General features: G+C 38.0%; 19 protein-coding genes. 17 read left to right on the top strand and 2 right to left on the bottom strand.

Features of this window, described 5'->3' with window-relative positions:
• Positions 1 to 53: 53 nt before the first annotated feature.
• The 6 genes from fdhD (at position 54) to AC4PG8_RS13195 (ending at position 7,890) form a co-directional block, all read left to right on the top strand.
• A complete protein-coding gene (fdhD, locus tag AC4PG8_RS13220; protein WP_492170433.1) occupies positions 54 to 839 on the top strand; it encodes a formate dehydrogenase accessory sulfurtransferase FdhD in 786 nt (261 codons plus the stop codon).
• A gap of 46 nt (positions 840 to 885) precedes the next feature.
• On the top strand, positions 886 to 1,563 hold the full coding sequence (locus AC4PG8_RS13215) for a response regulator transcription factor (protein ID WP_003768425.1): 678 nt from the start codon (positions 886 to 888) through the stop codon (positions 1,561 to 1,563).
• The gene (locus AC4PG8_RS13210; RefSeq protein ID WP_492170432.1) at positions 1,560 to 2,939 is read left to right on the top strand and encodes a sensor histidine kinase; all 1,380 of its coding nucleotides are present in this window, start codon (positions 1,560 to 1,562) and stop codon (positions 2,937 to 2,939) included. Before AC4PG8_RS13215 ends, AC4PG8_RS13210 begins: the two co-directional genes overlap by 4 nt.
• 78 nt (positions 2,940 to 3,017) lie before the next feature.
• Positions 3,018 to 4,106: an ABC transporter permease gene (locus AC4PG8_RS13205; protein WP_492170431.1), complete on the top strand. Its 1,089-nt coding sequence runs from the start codon at positions 3,018 to 3,020 to the stop codon at positions 4,104 to 4,106.
• Positions 4,106 to 4,777, top strand: a complete 672-nt coding sequence (locus AC4PG8_RS13200; protein ID WP_185511475.1) for an ABC transporter ATP-binding protein — start codon at positions 4,106 to 4,108, stop codon at positions 4,775 to 4,777. Before AC4PG8_RS13205 ends, AC4PG8_RS13200 begins: the two co-directional genes overlap by 1 nt.
• 350 nt (positions 4,778 to 5,127) lie before the next feature.
• Positions 5,128 to 7,890 carry an InlB B-repeat-containing protein gene (locus tag AC4PG8_RS13195; RefSeq protein WP_492170430.1) on the top strand — a complete coding sequence of 921 codons (2,763 nt, stop codon included), beginning with the start codon at positions 5,128 to 5,130 and terminating at the stop codon, positions 7,888 to 7,890.
• 229 nt (positions 7,891 to 8,119) lie between these two features.
• Here AC4PG8_RS13195 and AC4PG8_RS13190 read toward each other — a convergent pair whose 3' ends face one another.
• Both AC4PG8_RS13190 and AC4PG8_RS13185 read right to left on the bottom strand, forming a co-directional pair.
• On the bottom strand, positions 8,120 to 8,410 hold the full coding sequence (locus AC4PG8_RS13190; protein WP_185541117.1) for a putative quinol monooxygenase: 291 nt from the start codon (positions 8,408 to 8,410) through the stop codon (positions 8,120 to 8,122).
• Between the two features lie 12 nt (positions 8,411 to 8,422).
• Positions 8,423 to 9,298, bottom strand: a complete 876-nt coding sequence (locus AC4PG8_RS13185; protein ID WP_160464820.1) for an alpha/beta hydrolase — start codon at positions 9,296 to 9,298, stop codon at positions 8,423 to 8,425.
• Positions 9,299 to 9,412: 114 nt separating this feature from the next.
• On the opposite strand from AC4PG8_RS13185, the gene AC4PG8_RS13180 reads away from it, so the two are divergent.
• From AC4PG8_RS13180 to lipL, 11 genes are all read left to right on the top strand, one after another.
• On the top strand, positions 9,413 to 10,240 hold the full coding sequence (locus tag AC4PG8_RS13180; RefSeq protein WP_185541119.1) for a Cof-type HAD-IIB family hydrolase: 828 nt from the start codon (positions 9,413 to 9,415) through the stop codon (positions 10,238 to 10,240).
• Positions 10,241 to 10,370: 130 nt separating this feature from the next.
• Positions 10,371 to 11,282 carry a cation diffusion facilitator family transporter gene (locus AC4PG8_RS13175; RefSeq protein WP_185541121.1) on the top strand — a complete coding sequence of 304 codons (912 nt, stop codon included), beginning with the start codon at positions 10,371 to 10,373 and terminating at the stop codon, positions 11,280 to 11,282.
• A gap of 48 nt (positions 11,283 to 11,330) precedes the next feature.
• Complete coding sequence (locus tag AC4PG8_RS13170; RefSeq protein WP_185541123.1) at positions 11,331 to 11,603, top strand: hypothetical protein; 273 nt, start codon at positions 11,331 to 11,333, stop codon at positions 11,601 to 11,603.
• A 96-nt stretch (positions 11,604 to 11,699) separates the two neighbouring features.
• Positions 11,700 to 12,698, top strand: coding sequence for a zinc-binding alcohol dehydrogenase family protein (locus AC4PG8_RS13165; RefSeq protein ID WP_185541125.1), 999 nt, complete (start codon positions 11,700 to 11,702; stop codon positions 12,696 to 12,698).
• 2 nt (positions 12,699 to 12,700) lie between these two features.
• Positions 12,701 to 13,225, top strand: a complete 525-nt coding sequence (locus AC4PG8_RS13160; RefSeq protein WP_003768405.1) for a dihydrofolate reductase family protein — start codon at positions 12,701 to 12,703, stop codon at positions 13,223 to 13,225.
• Positions 13,226 to 13,858: a nicotinamidase gene (locus AC4PG8_RS13155; RefSeq protein ID WP_160464816.1), complete on the top strand. Its 633-nt coding sequence runs from the start codon at positions 13,226 to 13,228 to the stop codon at positions 13,856 to 13,858.
• Positions 13,859 to 13,881: 23 nt separating this feature from the next.
• On the top strand, positions 13,882 to 14,496 hold the full coding sequence (locus tag AC4PG8_RS13150) for a DUF1648 domain-containing protein (RefSeq protein WP_003764052.1): 615 nt from the start codon (positions 13,882 to 13,884) through the stop codon (positions 14,494 to 14,496).
• Positions 14,497 to 14,631: 135 nt separating this feature from the next.
• The gene (locus tag AC4PG8_RS13145; RefSeq protein WP_160464815.1) at positions 14,632 to 16,293 is read left to right on the top strand and encodes a peptide ABC transporter substrate-binding protein; all 1,662 of its coding nucleotides are present in this window, start codon (positions 14,632 to 14,634) and stop codon (positions 16,291 to 16,293) included.
• 155 nt (positions 16,294 to 16,448) lie between these two features.
• Entirely contained in the window at positions 16,449 to 16,772 is a 324-nt protein-coding gene (locus tag AC4PG8_RS13140) for a YxeA family protein (RefSeq protein WP_003764048.1), read from the top strand.
• Between the two features lie 23 nt (positions 16,773 to 16,795).
• Entirely contained in the window at positions 16,796 to 16,999 is a 204-nt protein-coding gene (locus tag AC4PG8_RS13135) for a hypothetical protein (protein ID WP_003764046.1), read from the top strand.
• A 317-nt stretch (positions 17,000 to 17,316) separates the two neighbouring features.
• Positions 17,317 to 18,153, top strand: a complete 837-nt coding sequence (gene lipL, locus AC4PG8_RS13130; RefSeq protein ID WP_185505509.1) for a lipoyl-[GcvH]:protein N-lipoyltransferase — start codon at positions 17,317 to 17,319, stop codon at positions 18,151 to 18,153.
• Positions 18,154 to 18,166: the final 13 nt, after the last annotated feature.

Below are 18,166 nucleotides of genomic sequence, written 5' to 3'. Positions count from 1 at the left end.
AACAGCGAGACTTTCTAGTATCGCTGTTTCGGCTTAGAGAGGAGTGGTTTTTGATGGATATTGTATCGCGTCAAAAGATCCGCCGTTTTGAAGCTGGCACTTTTCAAGAAATCGAATCAAGTGTTGCGACCGAGTATCCGCTAACTATCTATGTTAACGACCAAGAACTCGTGACCATCGTTTGCACACCCGAGCATTTAGAAGATTTAGTCGTAGGGTTTTTAACTTCGGAAGGCATTGTTCGTGGGCCGGGAGACATCGATTCCGTGGATATTATTGAAGCGACTGGTCATGCCAAAGTTAGCGCCAACTTTGTGAACAAATTCAATGCCAAATACCGAGGCAAACGTTATATTACCTCATGTTGCGGCAAGTCGCGGGAAAATTTCTACTTTCAGTCAGATGCCTCACTCGTCAACGTGAAGCAAAATTCAAATCTGAAACTCACAACAGACAGGATTTTCCGCTTAATGGAAAAATTTGAGCAAAATTCCGCAACGTTTCATCAAACCGGCGGGGTTCATAATGCGGCGCTATGCAGTTCGGCGGATATTATTTATAGCCGGATGGACATTGGACGTCATAATGCACTTGATAAAATATATGGTCGCGCTTTAAACGATGGGACAGCTACAGATGATAAAGCGATTATTTTTAGCGGGCGAATCTCCTCAGAAATCCTCGTTAAGACAGCTAAATTAGGATGCGGAATTATTTTATCTCGCTCTGCACCTACTGAACTGGCGATTAATATGGCAGAAGAATTGAACATTACGACAGTCGGCTTCATCCGCGGGGATCGGTTAAATGTCTATTCTGGATTTGAACGAATCACTTAAGTTTGATATGATGCAGTAAAATAGGACGGTAAGGTGAATAGAGAAAATGAAACAAATTTTAGTAGTAGATGATGACCGGCACATTCTTAAACTTGTAGGGCACTATCTCCGCGCAGAAGGTTTTCATGTGTTAGAAGCTAGTGATGGCGTAGAAGGAGAAAAGATAGTGGAAACGGAGCAAGTTCATTTGGCGGTGATTGATGTGATGATGCCCAACATGGATGGCTTTGAACTATGCAAAAAACTGCGCATAAGCTATCCTGATATCCCCGTTATTATGCTGACAGCCAAAGATGCACTTGCGGATAAATCGCGCGGTTTTGAAGTGGGAACGGATGACTATGTCACTAAACCCTTTGAACCCGAGGAGTTGATTTTTCGAATACGGGCTTTACTTAGACGTTCCAATCAGGCTAGTGAAGCAAAAATCACTATCGGAAATATCACCATCGACCAAAAAAGCTACGGCATAAAAATTGGCAACCAAGAGCGAATGATTCCCGTAAAAGAATTTGAACTGTTATATCAATTAGCGAGCTACCCCGGTCGGATTTTTACCCGGGAAGAATTAATTGAACGGATTTGGCAACGAGATTACGACGGCAGTGACCGAACAGTAGATGTACATATTAAACGTTTGCGCGACCATTTTGATGAAGAAAAGGACGGGATTCGGATTGTCACGGTTCGCGGTGTCGGCTATAAATTGGAGGAAACAACATGAAGTCATTATATAGTCGAATAGTTGTGACGATGCTAGTTGTCATTCTTTCCAGTAGCCTGCTCGGTTTTTTCTTTGCGAACATTTATTACCAGATAAAATTAAAACCTTTTAATGATGAAAAAACGGCTAAGATAGCTGAGGAAGTCCAACAATTTTATCAGTCGAATGCATCGATTTCTCTAAAAGATTACTTGGAAAATGTAGGTGAACTTGGCTATGAACTGTATCTGACGGATGGCAAAGATCAATCGAGTTATTTCGGTGGTGCGTTTCGAAAAAAAGATTTACCTAACAAAACAGTTCAACAAGTGTTAGCGGGCGAGACTTATCACGGGATTGATACGTTTGATACGGGCATTTTTATCACAGGATTTTTTGATAATGATGTTAGGAATACAATTGGTGTTCCAGTTAAGGCGGACGGGGAGAAACTGGCGCTTTTTATACGTCAAGATCCGGAACAGCAATTCGGTGAACTTAGAATCTTTTTCGCGATGATACTTGTTTTCACATCTATTATTAGTATCTTATTTGTGCTTATTAGTGGCCGATACATAGTGAAACCAGTTGTGAAGCTTACGAATGCTACGAAAAAAATCCGGAGAGGAAATTACGATGTGGCGCTCGAAGTCCGGCGTAAAGACGAGATTGGTCAGCTGGCGGACTCGTTTGCCAAAATGGCGAGCGAACTCGAAAAATCTGAAGCAGCCCGTCAGGAATTTGTCGCAAATGTTTCTCATGAACTACAATCACCACTTACATCGATGCAAGGTTTCGCCAGACTTTTAGGTTCAGGAACACTAACCGAAAAAGAACAAAAAGAATATTTAACTGTTTTATCCGAGGAGACGACACGCCTTTCTTCTTTAACGAAACAGTTACTTACACTTGCTTCACTTGACCAAGAATCTGAGTTACGGAAAAAAGAACCAGTGCAATTAGCAGAACAGTGGCGCCAACTAATCCAAATGACTGAATGGAGTTGGCGAGAGAAAGAACTAACAATAAATCTAGAGTTAGCTGATATAAACTATTCTGGAGATGCCGAATTACTTTATCAAGTCTGGTCTAATTTATTAAACAATGCAATTAAATATACACCACAGGGCGGGGATATTCAGGTACGCCTTTATGAAGAAACGACCAATGTTTTTGTCGAAGTCTGGAATAGTGGCGCTGGCATCAGCAAAGAAGATATGGCAAAGATTTTCGAACGTTTTTATAAAGCAAGTCAAAGTCGCACCCGAGAAGAAGGTTCAAGCGGCTTAGGCTTATCCATTTGCAAAAAAATAATTACGTTACATCATGGTGAAATCAGTGTTGAAAGTAATACTGAAAAAGGCACCACATTTATTGTTAGACTACCTAAAAACTAAATTTGTAAAATCCGATTCACATTCCGTTTACAAAACTTCTTTAAACTAAGTATATGATCTTAGAAGGAGTTGAACGGAATGTTTTTGGCATTAAGAGAATTAAAACACTCAAAACTACGCTATATTTTAATCGGATTAATTATGGTATTAATTGCTTGGCTCGTTTTGTTTGTTACAGGACTAGCGAATGGACTAGCAAATGATAATGGAGCGGCGATTTCATCAAATAAAGCAACTTATTATGTACTGCAAAAAGACTCAGATAATCGCTTAACGAGGTCCAATTTAACCGCGTCCGAAACAGAAAGCGTAGCAAAGCAACTTAAAAAATCTGAAAGCACCAACTTAGGCGTGCAAATGGGAACAATCACACCACCCAATAAAGACAAAAAAACAGATATTACTTATTTCGGTATAGATAAAACGGGCTTTATGAAACCGACCATCTCAGAAGGAACAGAGCCAGAGAAAACAAAAGAAGTAGTAGCTGATATTTCTTTAAAAGAGTCTGGTTATAAATTAGGCAGCAAACTCAAAGACAGCGCAACAGGAGAAGAGTTCACTATTACTGCATTTACGAAAAATAACACATTTAGCCATTCCCCGGTTATTTTCGTTGATTGGGATGCTTGGAAATTAGTTCATCAAACAAATCAAGCCGCAGAAGGAGAATATAATGCTGTAGCACTAGATGTCTCTCGGGATACAGCTAAAAATCTATCAATCGGCTCGATGGAATTGTCCTCAAGTAAAGAAGTACTCCAAGGCATTCCGGGTTATTCAGAAGAACAAGGATCGCTACTGATGATGATTGCCTTTTTATTTGTTATCGCTGCATTTGTTCTAGCTGCTTTCTTTTATGTCATTACGATTCAAAAAATCAATCAATTTGGTATTTTAAAAGCAGTTGGCGCACGAACAGCCTATTTAGGTCGGAGCATCGTTACCCAAGTTGTTTTCTTATCAGTCGTCAGCTTATTGATTGGAAATGGCCTAACATTTGGACTGGCGGCAATTTTACCAGCTAGCATGCCGTTCACACTTAGTCCAATACTTGCAATCGGTTGTTCCGCATTATTCCTAGTTGTAGCAGTCATCGGATCAATGTTATCACTCTACCGTGTAGCCAAAGTGGACGCGTTAGAAGCAATCGGGAGGGCAAACTAATGACTTTAATGATGAAAAATATTTCTAAAAATTATCAAGATGGCGAGCAAGTCATCGAAGTATTGAAAAGTGTTTCTTTAGAAGTAGCGCAAGGAGAATTTGTTGCAATCGTCGGCCCATCTGGTGCGGGGAAAAGTACCTTTTTATCAATCGCGGGTGCTTTATTATCTCCAACAGAAGGCGAAATTGCCATTGGTGGAACGACATTAAATAACATGTCTGGAAAAGCATTAACGAAAGTGCGACTCGACAAAGTTGGCTTTATTTTCCAAGGTGCCAACTTAATTCCTTACCTAAATGTTCGTGACCAACTACTCGTCATTGCGGAATTGTCCGGTGAAAAAGGTAGCGCTGCGAAAGAAAGAGCGGATAAATTGCTTCAAGAATTAGGCTTAACCGCTCGTCAAAACAATTATCCAGAAAGCTTATCCGGCGGTGAAAAACAACGTGTTGCTATTGCTAGAGCGCTGATGAACGACCCCGATATTATTTTAGCAGACGAACCAACAGCAAGTTTAGATGCAAACCGCGGGCACAAGGTAGTTCAAATGATTGCAGATGAAGTAAAACGGAAAAATAAAGCTGCCATCATGGTTACACATGACGAACGAGTATTAGATTTAGTCGATCGTGTAATTCGAATTGAAGACGGCTATTTAAAAGCAGAATAAAAATTTGGTCCTCTTGTGGGGGCCAATTTTTTTTAGTTATTTATTGAAATCCTAGCTTAGAAACAGGCCATGAAATGTAAGAGTACTAGAAAAAAGTCTTGAAATAGTACACGAAAATAACGGATTTTACGCTATTTGCTTAAAAATAGCTTATTTCGTCACTTAATCGTCACAAAAAACATAACAATAAGTCTGTTTTTAGTATTCTTTAACGACCTTACTCAAGATATAATCTTAAAGTGAATAAATAATTGGACGCCTTTAACGAAAATGCAGGTGCTTTTTAATTATGAACAATGAAATAAAATTAATTATAAATCTAATTTTGCAACCTAGATGAGGAGGATCATATGAAAAGAAAAATATGTTTACTAATTGCAGTAGGAGTAATCCTTTTACAATTAAGCGCAGACCCATTTGCTATATGGGCTTCAGAAAATAATGGAAACAACGTAAATGCGGCAGAAACAGAGACGACAAAATACAAATTGATATTATCAACCCCTACACGTGATAATTTAATGGGAGAATATGAAGCAGGTGAAGTAATTAAATCTGCCCCAGCAAATCCAGTTATTGAAGGGTATAAGTTTTGGGGATGGTATGAAGAACCAAATGGTTACGGAATAAGATGGTATTTTCAGGACAATAAAATGCCGGATCATGATGTAACTTTATACGCATACTTTACAATAGAGTCCTACAAAGCTACATTAATCAATGAAGAAAAAACAGCTACGCAAACAGTTGTTTATCAAAAGAAAATTAATGAACCTACAAAACCGGTAAAAGATGGTTATACATTTATTGGGTGGTATGATGCAGAAACAGGCGGCAAAAAATGGGATTTTGCTAACGATTTAATGCCGGGGAAAAACATCACACTATATGCTCAATTTGCTTCTAAAACATATCCTATGACCTTTGATAATGGCGGGGTAACAACGACAGAAACAGTGGACTATGATGGTCTTGCAGAAGAACCAACAACACCAACGAAAGCTGGTTACACATTTGATGGTTGGTATGATGCAGAAACAGGCGGTAAAAAGTGGGATTTTGCTCAAGATAAGATGCCTGCAAATCCAGTAACTTTATATGCCCGTTTTACAATGAATAATTACACTGCGACTTTTAATAACGATGGAACAACGACAACGCAAACAGTCGATTATCAAGAAGCGCTAACAGAACCAACTGAACCGACAAAAGATGGTTATACGTTTGAAGGTTGGTACGACGCACAAACTGGCGGAAACAAATGGAATTTCGCGACGAACAAAATGCCGGGGAACAACATCACTCTATATGCTCGTTATAGCGCTAAATCTTATACAACAACATTTGACAAAGAAGGAACAACAACGACACAAACAGCTAATTATGATAGTCTTCTGACAGAACCGACAGCCCCAACAAAAACCGGTTACTCATTTGATGGTTGGTATGATGCGGAGACGGGCGGAAACAAATGGAATTTTGCAACCGACAAAATGCCTGCCAAGAACATCACACTGTACGCTCGTTTCACAGTCAAATCATATACAGCGACATTTGATAAAGACGGAACGACAACGACACAAACAGCTAATTATGATAGTCTTCTGACAGAACCGACAGCGCCAACAAAAGAGGGTTACACATTTGATGGTTGGTATGATGCGGAGACAGGCGGAAACAAATGGAATTTTGCAACCAAAAAAATGCCTGCCAAGAACGTCACACTGTACGCTCGTTTTACAGTCAAATCATATACAGCAACATTTGACAAAGACGGAACGACAACGACACAAACAGTCAATTATGATAGCCTGATTCAAGCGCCGACAGAGCCAACAAAAGCCGGTTATATATTTACTGGTTGGTATGATGCCGAAACAGGTGGAAACAAATGGGATTTCGCAGCGAAAAAAATGCCAGCGAAAAACGTCACATTATATGCCCGTTTTAGTGCAAATGCTTATACAGCAACATTTGATAAAGATGGAACAACAACGACACAAGCTGTTGATTACGACAGTCTAATTACAGAACCAACAGCCCCAACAAAAGACGGCTACACATTTGATGGTTGGTATGATGCCGAAACAGGTGGAAATAAATGGGATTTCGCTGCGAAAAAAATGCCAGCGAAAAACATCACATTATATGCCCGTTTTAGTACAAATGCTTATACAGCAACATTTGATAAAGACGGAACAACAACGACACAAGCCGTTGATTACGACAGTCTGATTACGGAACCAACAGCACCGACTAAAGACGGCTACACATTTGATGGTTGGTATGATGCCGAAACAGGCGGAAACAAATGGAATTTCGCAGTGAAAAAAATGCCAGCGAAAAACGTTACATTATATGCCCGTTTTAGCACAAATGCTTATACAGCAACATTTGATAAAGACGGAACAACAACGACACAAGCTGTTGATTACGACAGTCTGCTTACAGAACCGACTGCACCAACAAAAGAAGGCCATACATTTGATGGTTGGTATGATGCCGAAACAGGTGGAAACAAATGGGACTTTGCAGCAAATAAAATGCCAGCAAAAGACGTTACGCTATATGCCCGTTTTACCGTTAAATCATATACTGCCACACTTAATGGTGAAGAAGTAACAACACAAACAGTTGACTACCAAGGATTACTACAAGAACCATCAGCACTTACAAAAGCTGGTTATACATTTGATGGTTGGTATGATGCCGAAACAGGCGGTAATAAATGGGATTTTGCTACAAACAAAATGCCTGCTAATGATTTAGCCTTATATGCGCGCTTTACCCAAAATCCAGTAGTTCCGGTAGACCCGGTAGACCCGGTAAATCCGTTAAATCCGTTAAATCCGGTAAACCCGGTAAACCCAGTAAATCCGATTCAACCAGCAGATCCAGCACATCAAGACGATCTGATGGATGACATCTTACCGGCAACTGAGAATACAAACATTACTGCTACGATAAAACCAGCTAATGACCCTGTTAAGAAAACAAAACAAAGTAAAGAATTACCAAAAACAGGCGACCAAGAAAATATCCTTTATCTATTAATAGGATTATTACTAATCGCTGGAACGTTTGGCTTTTTCAAAAAAATGTCTCATAAATAAAAATTGAAAGCCGCGTATGAAGCACGATGTTCATATGCGGCTTTTTTTCTCTTTTACTAGTTAAATTAGTCTCTGTAGGGAATTATTGGAAAAACTAGTTTGATTTAACAAAAACCATGCAGCACCAACTGTTTTTGTGCGCCTGGAAAGATTGTAATTCTTGTAAAAATACTTCGTTCACAAAAAAAGATGGGCTCTATGAAAATAGAGCCCATCTTTTTTGATAAAATCATTTTTTAATTTTAGTGAGTACATCCACTTCGGTCGGGAATGCTAAAAATGCAGGAATTTCCCGTTTAAATCGTTTATAATGCTCTGTTGAATTATGGAATTGAATAGCAGCTTCATCTGCCCATTTTTCTAAGAGATAGAAGGTAGATGCGTTTTTCACAGAACGAACTAATTCATAGCCATGGTTTCCGGCTTCTGAGAGCGAATTTTGGATGACTAGCTCCACTTCTTTTAAAAATGATTCTATAAAGTCTGGTTTCACTTGGATTTTCGCTTCTATGTGTATCAACTTCTATACCTCCTATTTGTAATCTAATTGGATAACTGTTTCATCTGTTTTGAATTTTTCTAAAAACCAATATGTTTTCTCGATGCTTTTAGGTGTTTCGTGTAATGTTTGGTGAACCGCGTCTTCTCCAACTTGAATATCTTCTATATAAGCTTTGGCACTTCCTGGCATAAAGAGCCTGGTTGCGAGTGAACTAATCGTTGGGACAATCCCATCTGTTGGGTTGTCTTCGCTTAATTCACCTGCAATTGCAAGTACTTCTAAATCAGGACTTACCTCTGTCTGATTTTTAATAAAATAATCCATTTGAGGAGTACTATTTGGCAACTTTTTAAATGATAGATCCATTCCGTTATCGTTTGGGTCTAAGTCATTAAATGGTGAACCAATTGCTACTAACTTACGCAAACTTGGCACGGTTTTATCTCCCGCGTAATCTTCCGCATAATAAGTTAGTGCTAAACCTCCATTGGAATGCCCTACACCGTCCATTTGTGTAAAGCCGTATCGTGATTTTAAATCTTCCATCGCGATTTTTAACCATTTGGACCAATCGTCGGGGGTTGCTTGATTTTGCTCGAAGCCGAATTTTATAATTGGGCGTTTGGCATCTTTTGTAAGCTTACCTTCGAATTTGATTTTTCCTTCTGAATTAACAGACATAGTCAATGCTTCATTAGAACTTCTATATTCGTTCATTAGTTGGTCTGCCATTTTATCAAGAGAACTTGTATTACCACCGCTCCCATGAATTAAAATAATTGGTATTTGATCTTTCAAATCTACTTTAGGAGGCTCGTAATTATCTGCCTCATCGCTATTTTGGCATGCAGCAAGAATTAGCGTACCAAAAAGCAAAATCATGATTGTAATAAAATATTTCTTCACTAAGTATCTTCCTCCATTCCAAATTATTATACCAAAAATCAACGTGACAATCATGTGAAACTCGTCTATAATCGAAATACATACTAACGGAATTATAGAAAGGTGCGAAAACTATTGACAAATGTAGCGATTGATACAGTTATTACAGACATGGACGGAACATTACTCGTAAAAAAAGGAGATCAAATTCATCCCCTAAATAAAGAAGTTTTAATAAATTGGCAAGCAGACGGGAAAAAACTTTTCCTTGCGACAGGTCGACTAGACTTAGCTATTTTGCCATTTATCCATGAACTCAATATTAAAACACCTGTTATTTCTTGTAATGGTGGATTAGTACGTGATTTTACGACTGGAGAAATTTTATATAAAAGTAATATTGAGTTAGACCTAGTGCATACTGTATTAGAAACGCTTGAACCATTAGGTGTTAACTACCATATTTATACAACAGAACGAATTCTCGGACCAACAAATACTGGCAAAATCGCTTTTTTCAATGAGCTAAATAAAACTTTACCAGAAAATGAGCAAGTTCCAATTACTTTAACAACAGATCCTTTCAGCGTGCTCCGCGAAGGTGAGTTCCCGCTAAAAGTTCTCGTAATTGAGTCTGACTTAGAAAAACGAGCAGAAATCAAAGCAGCTCTGCAAGGTTTACCGCTATCTGTCCTAGCTTCTGCATCTAATTTAATTGATATTATGAATGAAGGTATTGATAAAGCAAAAGGCCTTACATACCTAGCAGATAATGGTTACATTAATTTAAATTCAACTATCGCTTTTGGTGATAATGAAAATGATGTTGGCATGATTGAACTAGCAGAGATTGGCGTAGCTATGGAAAACGGTATTCCGCTTGCTTTAGAAAAAGCTGATAAAATTGCAAAACATCATGATATTGGTGGATTAGGCTTATTTATGCAAGAAGAAATTTTATAAAATATGTGTGAAACTTCCACTTAAATCAAGAGTGGAAGTTTTTTCTTTGAAGAAAGCTTGCGTTAAAAATGTATATATGCTAACATATGCATATAAAGAAATTAGGTCTTTACAGAGGGGAAGTAATCATATGGCACATAATCACGATCATGCACATGGTCACAACCATAACCATACGCATAATGCCAACAAAAAATCATTATTTATTAGTTTTATCCTAATCGCTACTTTTATGATAGTTGAAGTTATTGGTGGAATTATGACCAATAGTTTGGCACTACTTTCTGATGCTGGACATATGCTTTCTGATGCTGTGGCATTAGGTTTAAGTTTGGCTGCATTTAAGTTCGGCGAAAAAGCAGCAAGTTCTGATAAAACCTATGGCTATAAACGTTTTGAAATTTTAGCAGCATTTCTGAATGGATTGACGCTCGTTGGGATTTCTGTTTTTATTTTCTATGAAGCAATTGGACGTTTCTTTGATCCACCACAAGTAATTGGAGCAGGAATGATGACTATTTCTGTCATTGGATTGCTTATTAATATTTTAGTTGCTTGGATTTTAATGAAAGGTGATACGAGCGAAAACTTGAACATGCGTAGTGCTTTCTTGCATGTGCTAGGTGACTTGCTTGGATCTGTTGGTGCTATTACTGCTGCGCTACTCATTATTTTCTTCGGCTGGAATATCGCTGACCCAATCGCTAGTGTTATCGTTGCAGCGCTAATTTTAGTTAGTGGCTGGCGCGTGTTAAAAGACGCTATCCATATTTTGATGGAAGGGAAACCTGCGAACGTTGATACAGAAGAAATCAAAACTTTCTTCCAAGAACAAGATGGCGTGATTGAAGTGCATGATTTACATGTATGGGCGATTACTTCTGATTTTAACGCTCTTACAGCTCATTTAACCGTAGCTGAAGACGCAGACCGAGATAAAATTTTAACTGATATTGAGCATTATTTACAAGAAAACTTCTCGTTAGAACATAGTACGATTCAATTAGAAGGAAGTCATGCTCACCATCATCACTGCAATTAATACAACTTCATGATATGATTACTATATCAATTAGAGGAGTTGGTTTAGATGGAAGAACAAGTTGATTTAGGTCATTTTTTGAAAAAAACTTTTATCGCTGTAGTTGCCGTAACCTTAGTATTTATCGGGGTTCTAGCAATGTTCACAATCATCGGTGTTATTATCGCTATCCCACTACTAAAAAAAGCTGGCAAAATGCTTCTTACTAAAAAAGAAGATAGCGACCATACTCATTCACACGGCGGCAAAATAAAAATAAAATGCCCAGCTTGTAATGCAAAAATGAAATTCAAAGATAGCGAAACACTCGACGAAAAATAACTTTTAAAGCCTTCTCTATAAAATTGAGGAGGCTTTTTTATGTAAATGTGCATTATTTTAAGAAATTCGGGAAAAGGAAACGAGAGGTGTTGTCAAATGAAAGTGGTAGGATTAACAAAGGCATCAACTGATTTCGTGGATATGGAAATCAAGCAACCAGTGCCAGAAAATCATGATTTATTAGTAAAAATTAAGGCGATTTCCATCAATCCAGTAGACACTAAACAACGTGAAGCAACCAAACTAACCGGAGATGAAGTAAGGATTTTAGGTTGGGATGCAGTTGGCGAAGTAGTGGAGATTGGTTCAGAAGTGACTTTATTTAAAACAGGACAAGAAGTGTATTTCGCAGGTGATGTTACAAGGCCTGGCGCATATGCTGAATTCACGTTAATTGATGAACGGCTAGTCGGTTTAAAACCCAAACATTTAAGTTTAGAAGAAGCCGCTGCGATGCCACTGACAACTATTACTGCATGGGAAGCTCTTTTTGACCGTATGGGAATTGTTGAAGCCGATAAAGGAAAATCCATTTTAATTATTAATGGAGCTGGTGGAGTGGGTTCGATTGCGACTCAACTAGCTGCAAACATTGGACTTAATGTCATCGCTACAGCATCACGTGAAGAAACAATAGAATGGACGAAGAAACACGGTGCAAATCACATCATTAATCACCGAGAAAATTTAACAAAACAATTGAAAGAACTTGGTTTTGAACAAGGTGTCGACTTTATTTTGTGTTTGCATAATACAAATGCTCACTGGGACGACATGCAAGAAGCAATTCGACCACAAGGAAAAATTTGTTCGATTGTGGAACTTGCAGAACCAGTGAAGATGTCTCTTTTAAAAGACAAGAGTGCTACTTTTAGCTATGAATTTATGTTTACTCGTTCGAAATACAATACAGAAGATAAAATCAAACAGCATGAAATTCTTACAGAAGCAGCGCGCATGCTAGATAAAGGAGACTTAACATCAACATTAAATAAAGTGTTATCTCCTGTAAATGCAAAAACGATAGAAGAAGCTCACAAAATTATCTCATCCGGAAAAATGATTGGAAAATTAGTAGTGAAAGGATTTGAGTGATTATGAGTGAAAAACAAGTTGCGCTATATATCGCAGTGAGTTTGGACGGCTACATTGCGGATGAAAACGGCAGCGTAGAATGGCTAGAATCTGTTGATAGCGAAGGCGATGCAGGTTATGAGGCCTTCTTTGATAACGTGGATACAGTCGTAATGGGACGAACTACGTATCAACAAATTTTCTCGCTTACAGATACTTTTCCATATAGTAAAAAAGATGTCTATGTTTTTTCTAACACAAAAGCAGGGACAAAAGACGAATACGCTGATTTTGTCGCTGGCACAGTAGATACGTGGCTAAACAACATCGATGGTGAAAAAGTCTGGCTTGTCGGCGGCGCGCAGTTAGTGAAACAATTTTTAAAAGAAAAGGCGATTGATCGGTTTGTAATTACGATTGCGCCTATCATTTTAGGAAAAGGAATTCCGTTATTTGAAGAAGACCAAGAACATGCGTTAGAACTTGAAGAAGTGACTCGTTTCGGACAGTTTGCACAACTTACTTATAAAAATTTGGAGGAAAAGTAAATGAAAATTGCAGCTTTTGATATTGATGCACAAAAAGGCTTTACACCACTTTGTCCGGATGAATTACCAGTTTCGGGCGGTGACAAAATTGTGCCTGAACTTAATTTTATGGCAAGCCTTGCTTCTCTTCGAATTGGTAGTAAAGACGCGCATCCCAAAAATGCCGTATGGGTAGTTGATTCCAAAGACGAAATGCTGGCTGAACTCGAATATCCAAATGCGGACCGGACTTGGGTTAGACACTGCGAACCCGGTACGAAAGGTTTTGAATTATTAGACGGATTGCCAGTTGTGACGGATTATGATTACTTTATTTGGAAAGGCATGGAGCCAGACATTCATCCGTACGGCGCTTGTTATCACGATATTGTCGAACAGCTTTCAACAGGTGTACTAGAATATTTAAGAGAACAACAGGTGGATTTAGTTCTTGTTGGAGGTTTAGCATTTGATTTTTGTGTGAAAACTACGGTTATACAGTTAAGTAGGGCAGGCTTTTCTGTATTAGTTTATTTACCAGCGACACGTGCATTATCTGAACAAGGTTTTGATGAAACAAAAGAGCAATTAGCGAATACCGAGAAAGTTCAACTTATCGAAACAAGGGAGGAACTTGTCGCCTACTGCCAGTAATTATATTGGAAGAGGTGAGGGGAATGAGGAAAGTTGGTTTATTTCCTAGTATGATAATTCTTTTCACAGTAGGAATTTCTGCTGTGTTATATCCGCTACTACCTTCTGAAGTGGCGGTGCATTTCGGTACGGACTTCTCCCCAGATATGTTTATGCAAAAGTGGCTCGGCTTAATACTGATTCCCTTTTTAATGATTATGTTTACAGGAACGGAATACTACGGGAAAGAAAAAGTGAATCAAGAGAGTTTATTAGAATTTGAATACTGTTTTAGACTGTTACTCGTGTTACTTACGATTATTCAAATGAGTATAATTGTATATGCGCTCGGTTATGATATTCCCACTGGCAGACTATCGCTAGTGACAGCAGGAGCATTTATGTTTGTTGTCGCAGCTTACATTCAATATTCTAAAAAACTCTTTAAATTTTTAACGATGATTGGTTTTAAAAAGATTGATGCATGGTCAAGAAACCTACTTAGAAAAATTACAACTGTTACACTTAATATAGCTGGTACAATCTGTTTTATCCTAGCTTTGTTCATGCGAAATGATCCCAGCTACTTAATGTTAGCAATGTTAATGACGATGTGTGTTATTGTTGTTGGCTCTGGAGTTTATCTTAATAAGAAATAAAAATATAACAGTTTATATTTACAATTGATACAGTTTCGGTTTATAATGGTGGCGGAAGTTCTGCGCGAATTTGGCAGGAAGTCCGTCATTTTTTTGCGTAATCAAAAAGCGCTTACAAAAAGAGGAGGAGAAATTTTGCATAAAACAGCCAGAAAAATGGTAGTGGCACTCAGTTTGTTATGTTTACTAGTACTTACAGCATGTCAGTCTGGCGATAAAGGGGAAAGTGAAAAAGTAACATCAGAAAAGAAAGCAAAAGTTGTTAACATCATGGAAACGAGTGGAATTCCAAATGCAAGTCCAACACTCGCAGACAATAGCGTAAGTTTTCGAGTAATCAATCAGATTTTTGAAGGATTATATCGATTAGATAAAAATGGAAAACCGGCGCTAGCACTAGCTGCCAGTGAACCAGAAGAAAAAGATGGCGGGAAAACACTTATTTTCAAAATTCGCGATGATGCGAAGTGGTCTAACGGCGACCCAGTGACGGCCCATGATTTTGAGTATGCTTGGAAAAAAGTAGTTGATCCAAAAACAGCAGCCGCATACGGACCGCAAATGGAAGAAATCGTCAAAAACGCAACCCAAATTTTAAAAGGTGAAATGTCCCCGGATGAACTTGGAATTAAAGCGCTAGACGACAAAACACTTCAAATCGAATTAGAAAATCCTGTACCAATTTTCAAAGAGCTCTTAACGACTGGCACGTTCTTCCCACAAAACCAAGCATTCGTGGAAAAACAAGGTGATCGTTACGGAACAAAAAGCGACACTTTAATTTCAAATGGTCCTTACAAACTAGAAAATTGGAATGGCACAAATATGACTTGGGACTACGTTAAAAACCCAACTTATTGGGATAAAAAGAATGTTCCTACAGAGAAAATCCATGTAACTGTCGTCAAAGATACCAATGCGGCCTTAAATTTATACAACACAAATAAATTAGACCGAGTAGAGCTTGACGGCGAATTTGTTAAACAATATAAAGATGATAAAAATTTCCATAAAGAAGCAACTGGACGCTCTGTCTATATGAAGATGAATCAAGGTAAAGATGGCGTGAAAACGGATTTAGACAACTTGAATTTACGTCGAGCTCTAGCAATGGCTATTGATAAAACAGGCATGGTCAACACACTTCTTGCTAACGGTTCTAAAGCTTTAAATGGCGACGTTCCGGCTGATATTATGTTTGATCCAGAAACAAAAGAAGATTTCCGTAAACAAAATGGTGATTTACTCAAATTTGATCAACAAGAAGCAATAAGCGCTTGGAAACAAGGCTTAAAAGAAATTGGGAAATCAGAATTAACACTGACTTTAACAAGTGGTGATACGTCCTTACAACGCAAACAAACAGAATTTATCCAAAATCAATTGGAAGAAAACCTTCCTGGACTAACTATCAAACTAAAAAATGTTACGAACCAAGCTAGTTTCCAAGCGGACGTTACGCAAGACTTTGAACTACTACTTGGGGGCTGGGGAGGCGATTATCAAGACCCACTAACATATCTCAACCTATTCCTTACAAACAGCCCAGGAAACCATACAGGCTTCTCAGACGCGAAATACGATGAACTAGTCCTTGGCGCGAAAGGTAAACTCTCAGCAGATCCGGAAAAAAGATGGCAAGCCCTACTAGAAGCTGAACAAATCTTGTTGAAAGATAACGCCGTACTCATTCCGCTATATCAAGGCGGCCGAGCATACTTGCAAAAAAGCAATCTTAAAAACTATACAACCTATCCAATTGGATCAGAAAACTACAAATGGATTGAAAAAAATTAATTTAAAATGAGTCTAGTTAACTTTACTAGGCTCATTTTTTTGTACCCGAATGAAAATAAGACTTAGGATGTACCAATTTTCAGCCTAGAGCCGTTCGTTCCTTTTTTGAATCTCCCCTATAATAAACCTATCAACAAAAAAGGACGGTAAAAACAATGAAAAAGGGACTTTTCGGTTTACTGGCTGCAATTTTTGTATTAACAATGGTTGTAATTGAATTTTCGGCACCAGTTGGATCAGCAGCAAATACATATTACGTTACAATCAAAAACGATGGAAAAGAAGTTACCAAGTCAAAGTTCAAAGGGTATTCTTTCCGCGAATCGTGTCTAGATAATCAAGGAAACAGTCACAAAGTTAACTTCATGTCAACTACACAACTTAAAAAGAACAAACAGTATAAAATCGTCGTTCAAGACAACGAACTACTCGTTCAAGCCAAGGAAATAAACAGTGTTCCACTTGCAAGTAGTAAATAAAAATTAGAAATGAGGAATTGAAAATGAATAGTTTTTGGAAAATATTTTTTACAGTTATTTTAGGATTTATTGCACTTAATATCGTACTTGATATTGTTGGAATTACACTTCACTTCTTATTCCCAGTCCTTGTATTAGGTGGAATTGGATATTTACTTTATCGCATGTGGGGAAATTCCCCGAAACATACAAGTCAACGCGACAATAAAGACCGTTACGACTGGTAATCTTTTGCTAAATAAGCTCCCTAGGCTTTTAGATATACAGAACCTAATTTCTTTTACAGAAGTTAGGTTTTTTTGTATGGTAAGTTTGTTATAATAAGGTAGAGGAAATGAGGCGATGAAAATGAAAAAAGATATAATTACCAAATCTATTGTTATATCAATCATTACAGCCCTAGTTTTCAACATCAGACGTAAAAAAGTAAAATAACTACCCAAAAATCAAAAATAACGATTAAATGGCTATTTTAAGCCGTTTGTAACTAAAGTCGGAACGGATATGCTATAATAACAAAAAGAAATTCTTGGAGGACATAGAGATGGACATTGAAAATACACTACTAAAGCAAGAAGCATGGCGTTTCATTGATAACACGACAATCAATCCAGCTTTTGATGCTATTCAATCTTTTGCGACTGACGATACGTTATGTCGTTCAGTTGGAGCAAGAATGGTGCCGCCCACTGTTCGAGGCTGGGTTCATGAAAAAACAGTTTCCCTTGGAATACAAGATTCCAAGTTACCGGATATAGATAAAGGAATTGCTTTTTTGCAAGAACAAGGTTATCGAGTCGTTGTTCGAAATTCCGGTGGTTTAGCGGTTGTGCTTGATTCAGGAGTGCTTAACTTGTCAATGGTACTTCCGGACGCCGAACGTGGAATTGCGATTGAACGAGGTTACGAAACCATGTTTACCCTAATTAAAGATATGTTTGTAGATTGTAATGAAGTAATTGAAGCGAAAGAAATCGTGAATTCTTATTGTCCTGGAAGTTATGATCTTAGCATTCAAGGGCAGAAATTTGCTGGTATTTCACAGCGCAGAATGGCTAAAGGCGTCGCTGTTCAAATTTATTTAGCTGTTGAAGGCGATCAAGCCGCGCGCTCGGAACTAATTCGTGATTTCTATACAATCAGCGGAAAAGATAAGCAAATCAAATATAGTTTTCCAGATGTAAAGCCAGAAGTTATGGGTACATTGTCAGACTTAATGAAAGAGAATATGACTGTTAATGGATGTTTAGTACGATTATTTAATAGTTTGCGTCATTATGCAGGAAAACTTGAATCAGGTACCCTGACACCAGAAGAACTCGATTTATTTCCAGCCTACTATGAACGTTTAATTGCCCGAAATGATAAAGTGCTTTCTTAAATTACATAAAAGG

The sequence above is a fragment of the Listeria sp. MAN/IMW/UF555 genome, assembly GCF_058684075.1.
This window is presented reverse-complemented; position numbering and strand designations above follow the sequence as displayed.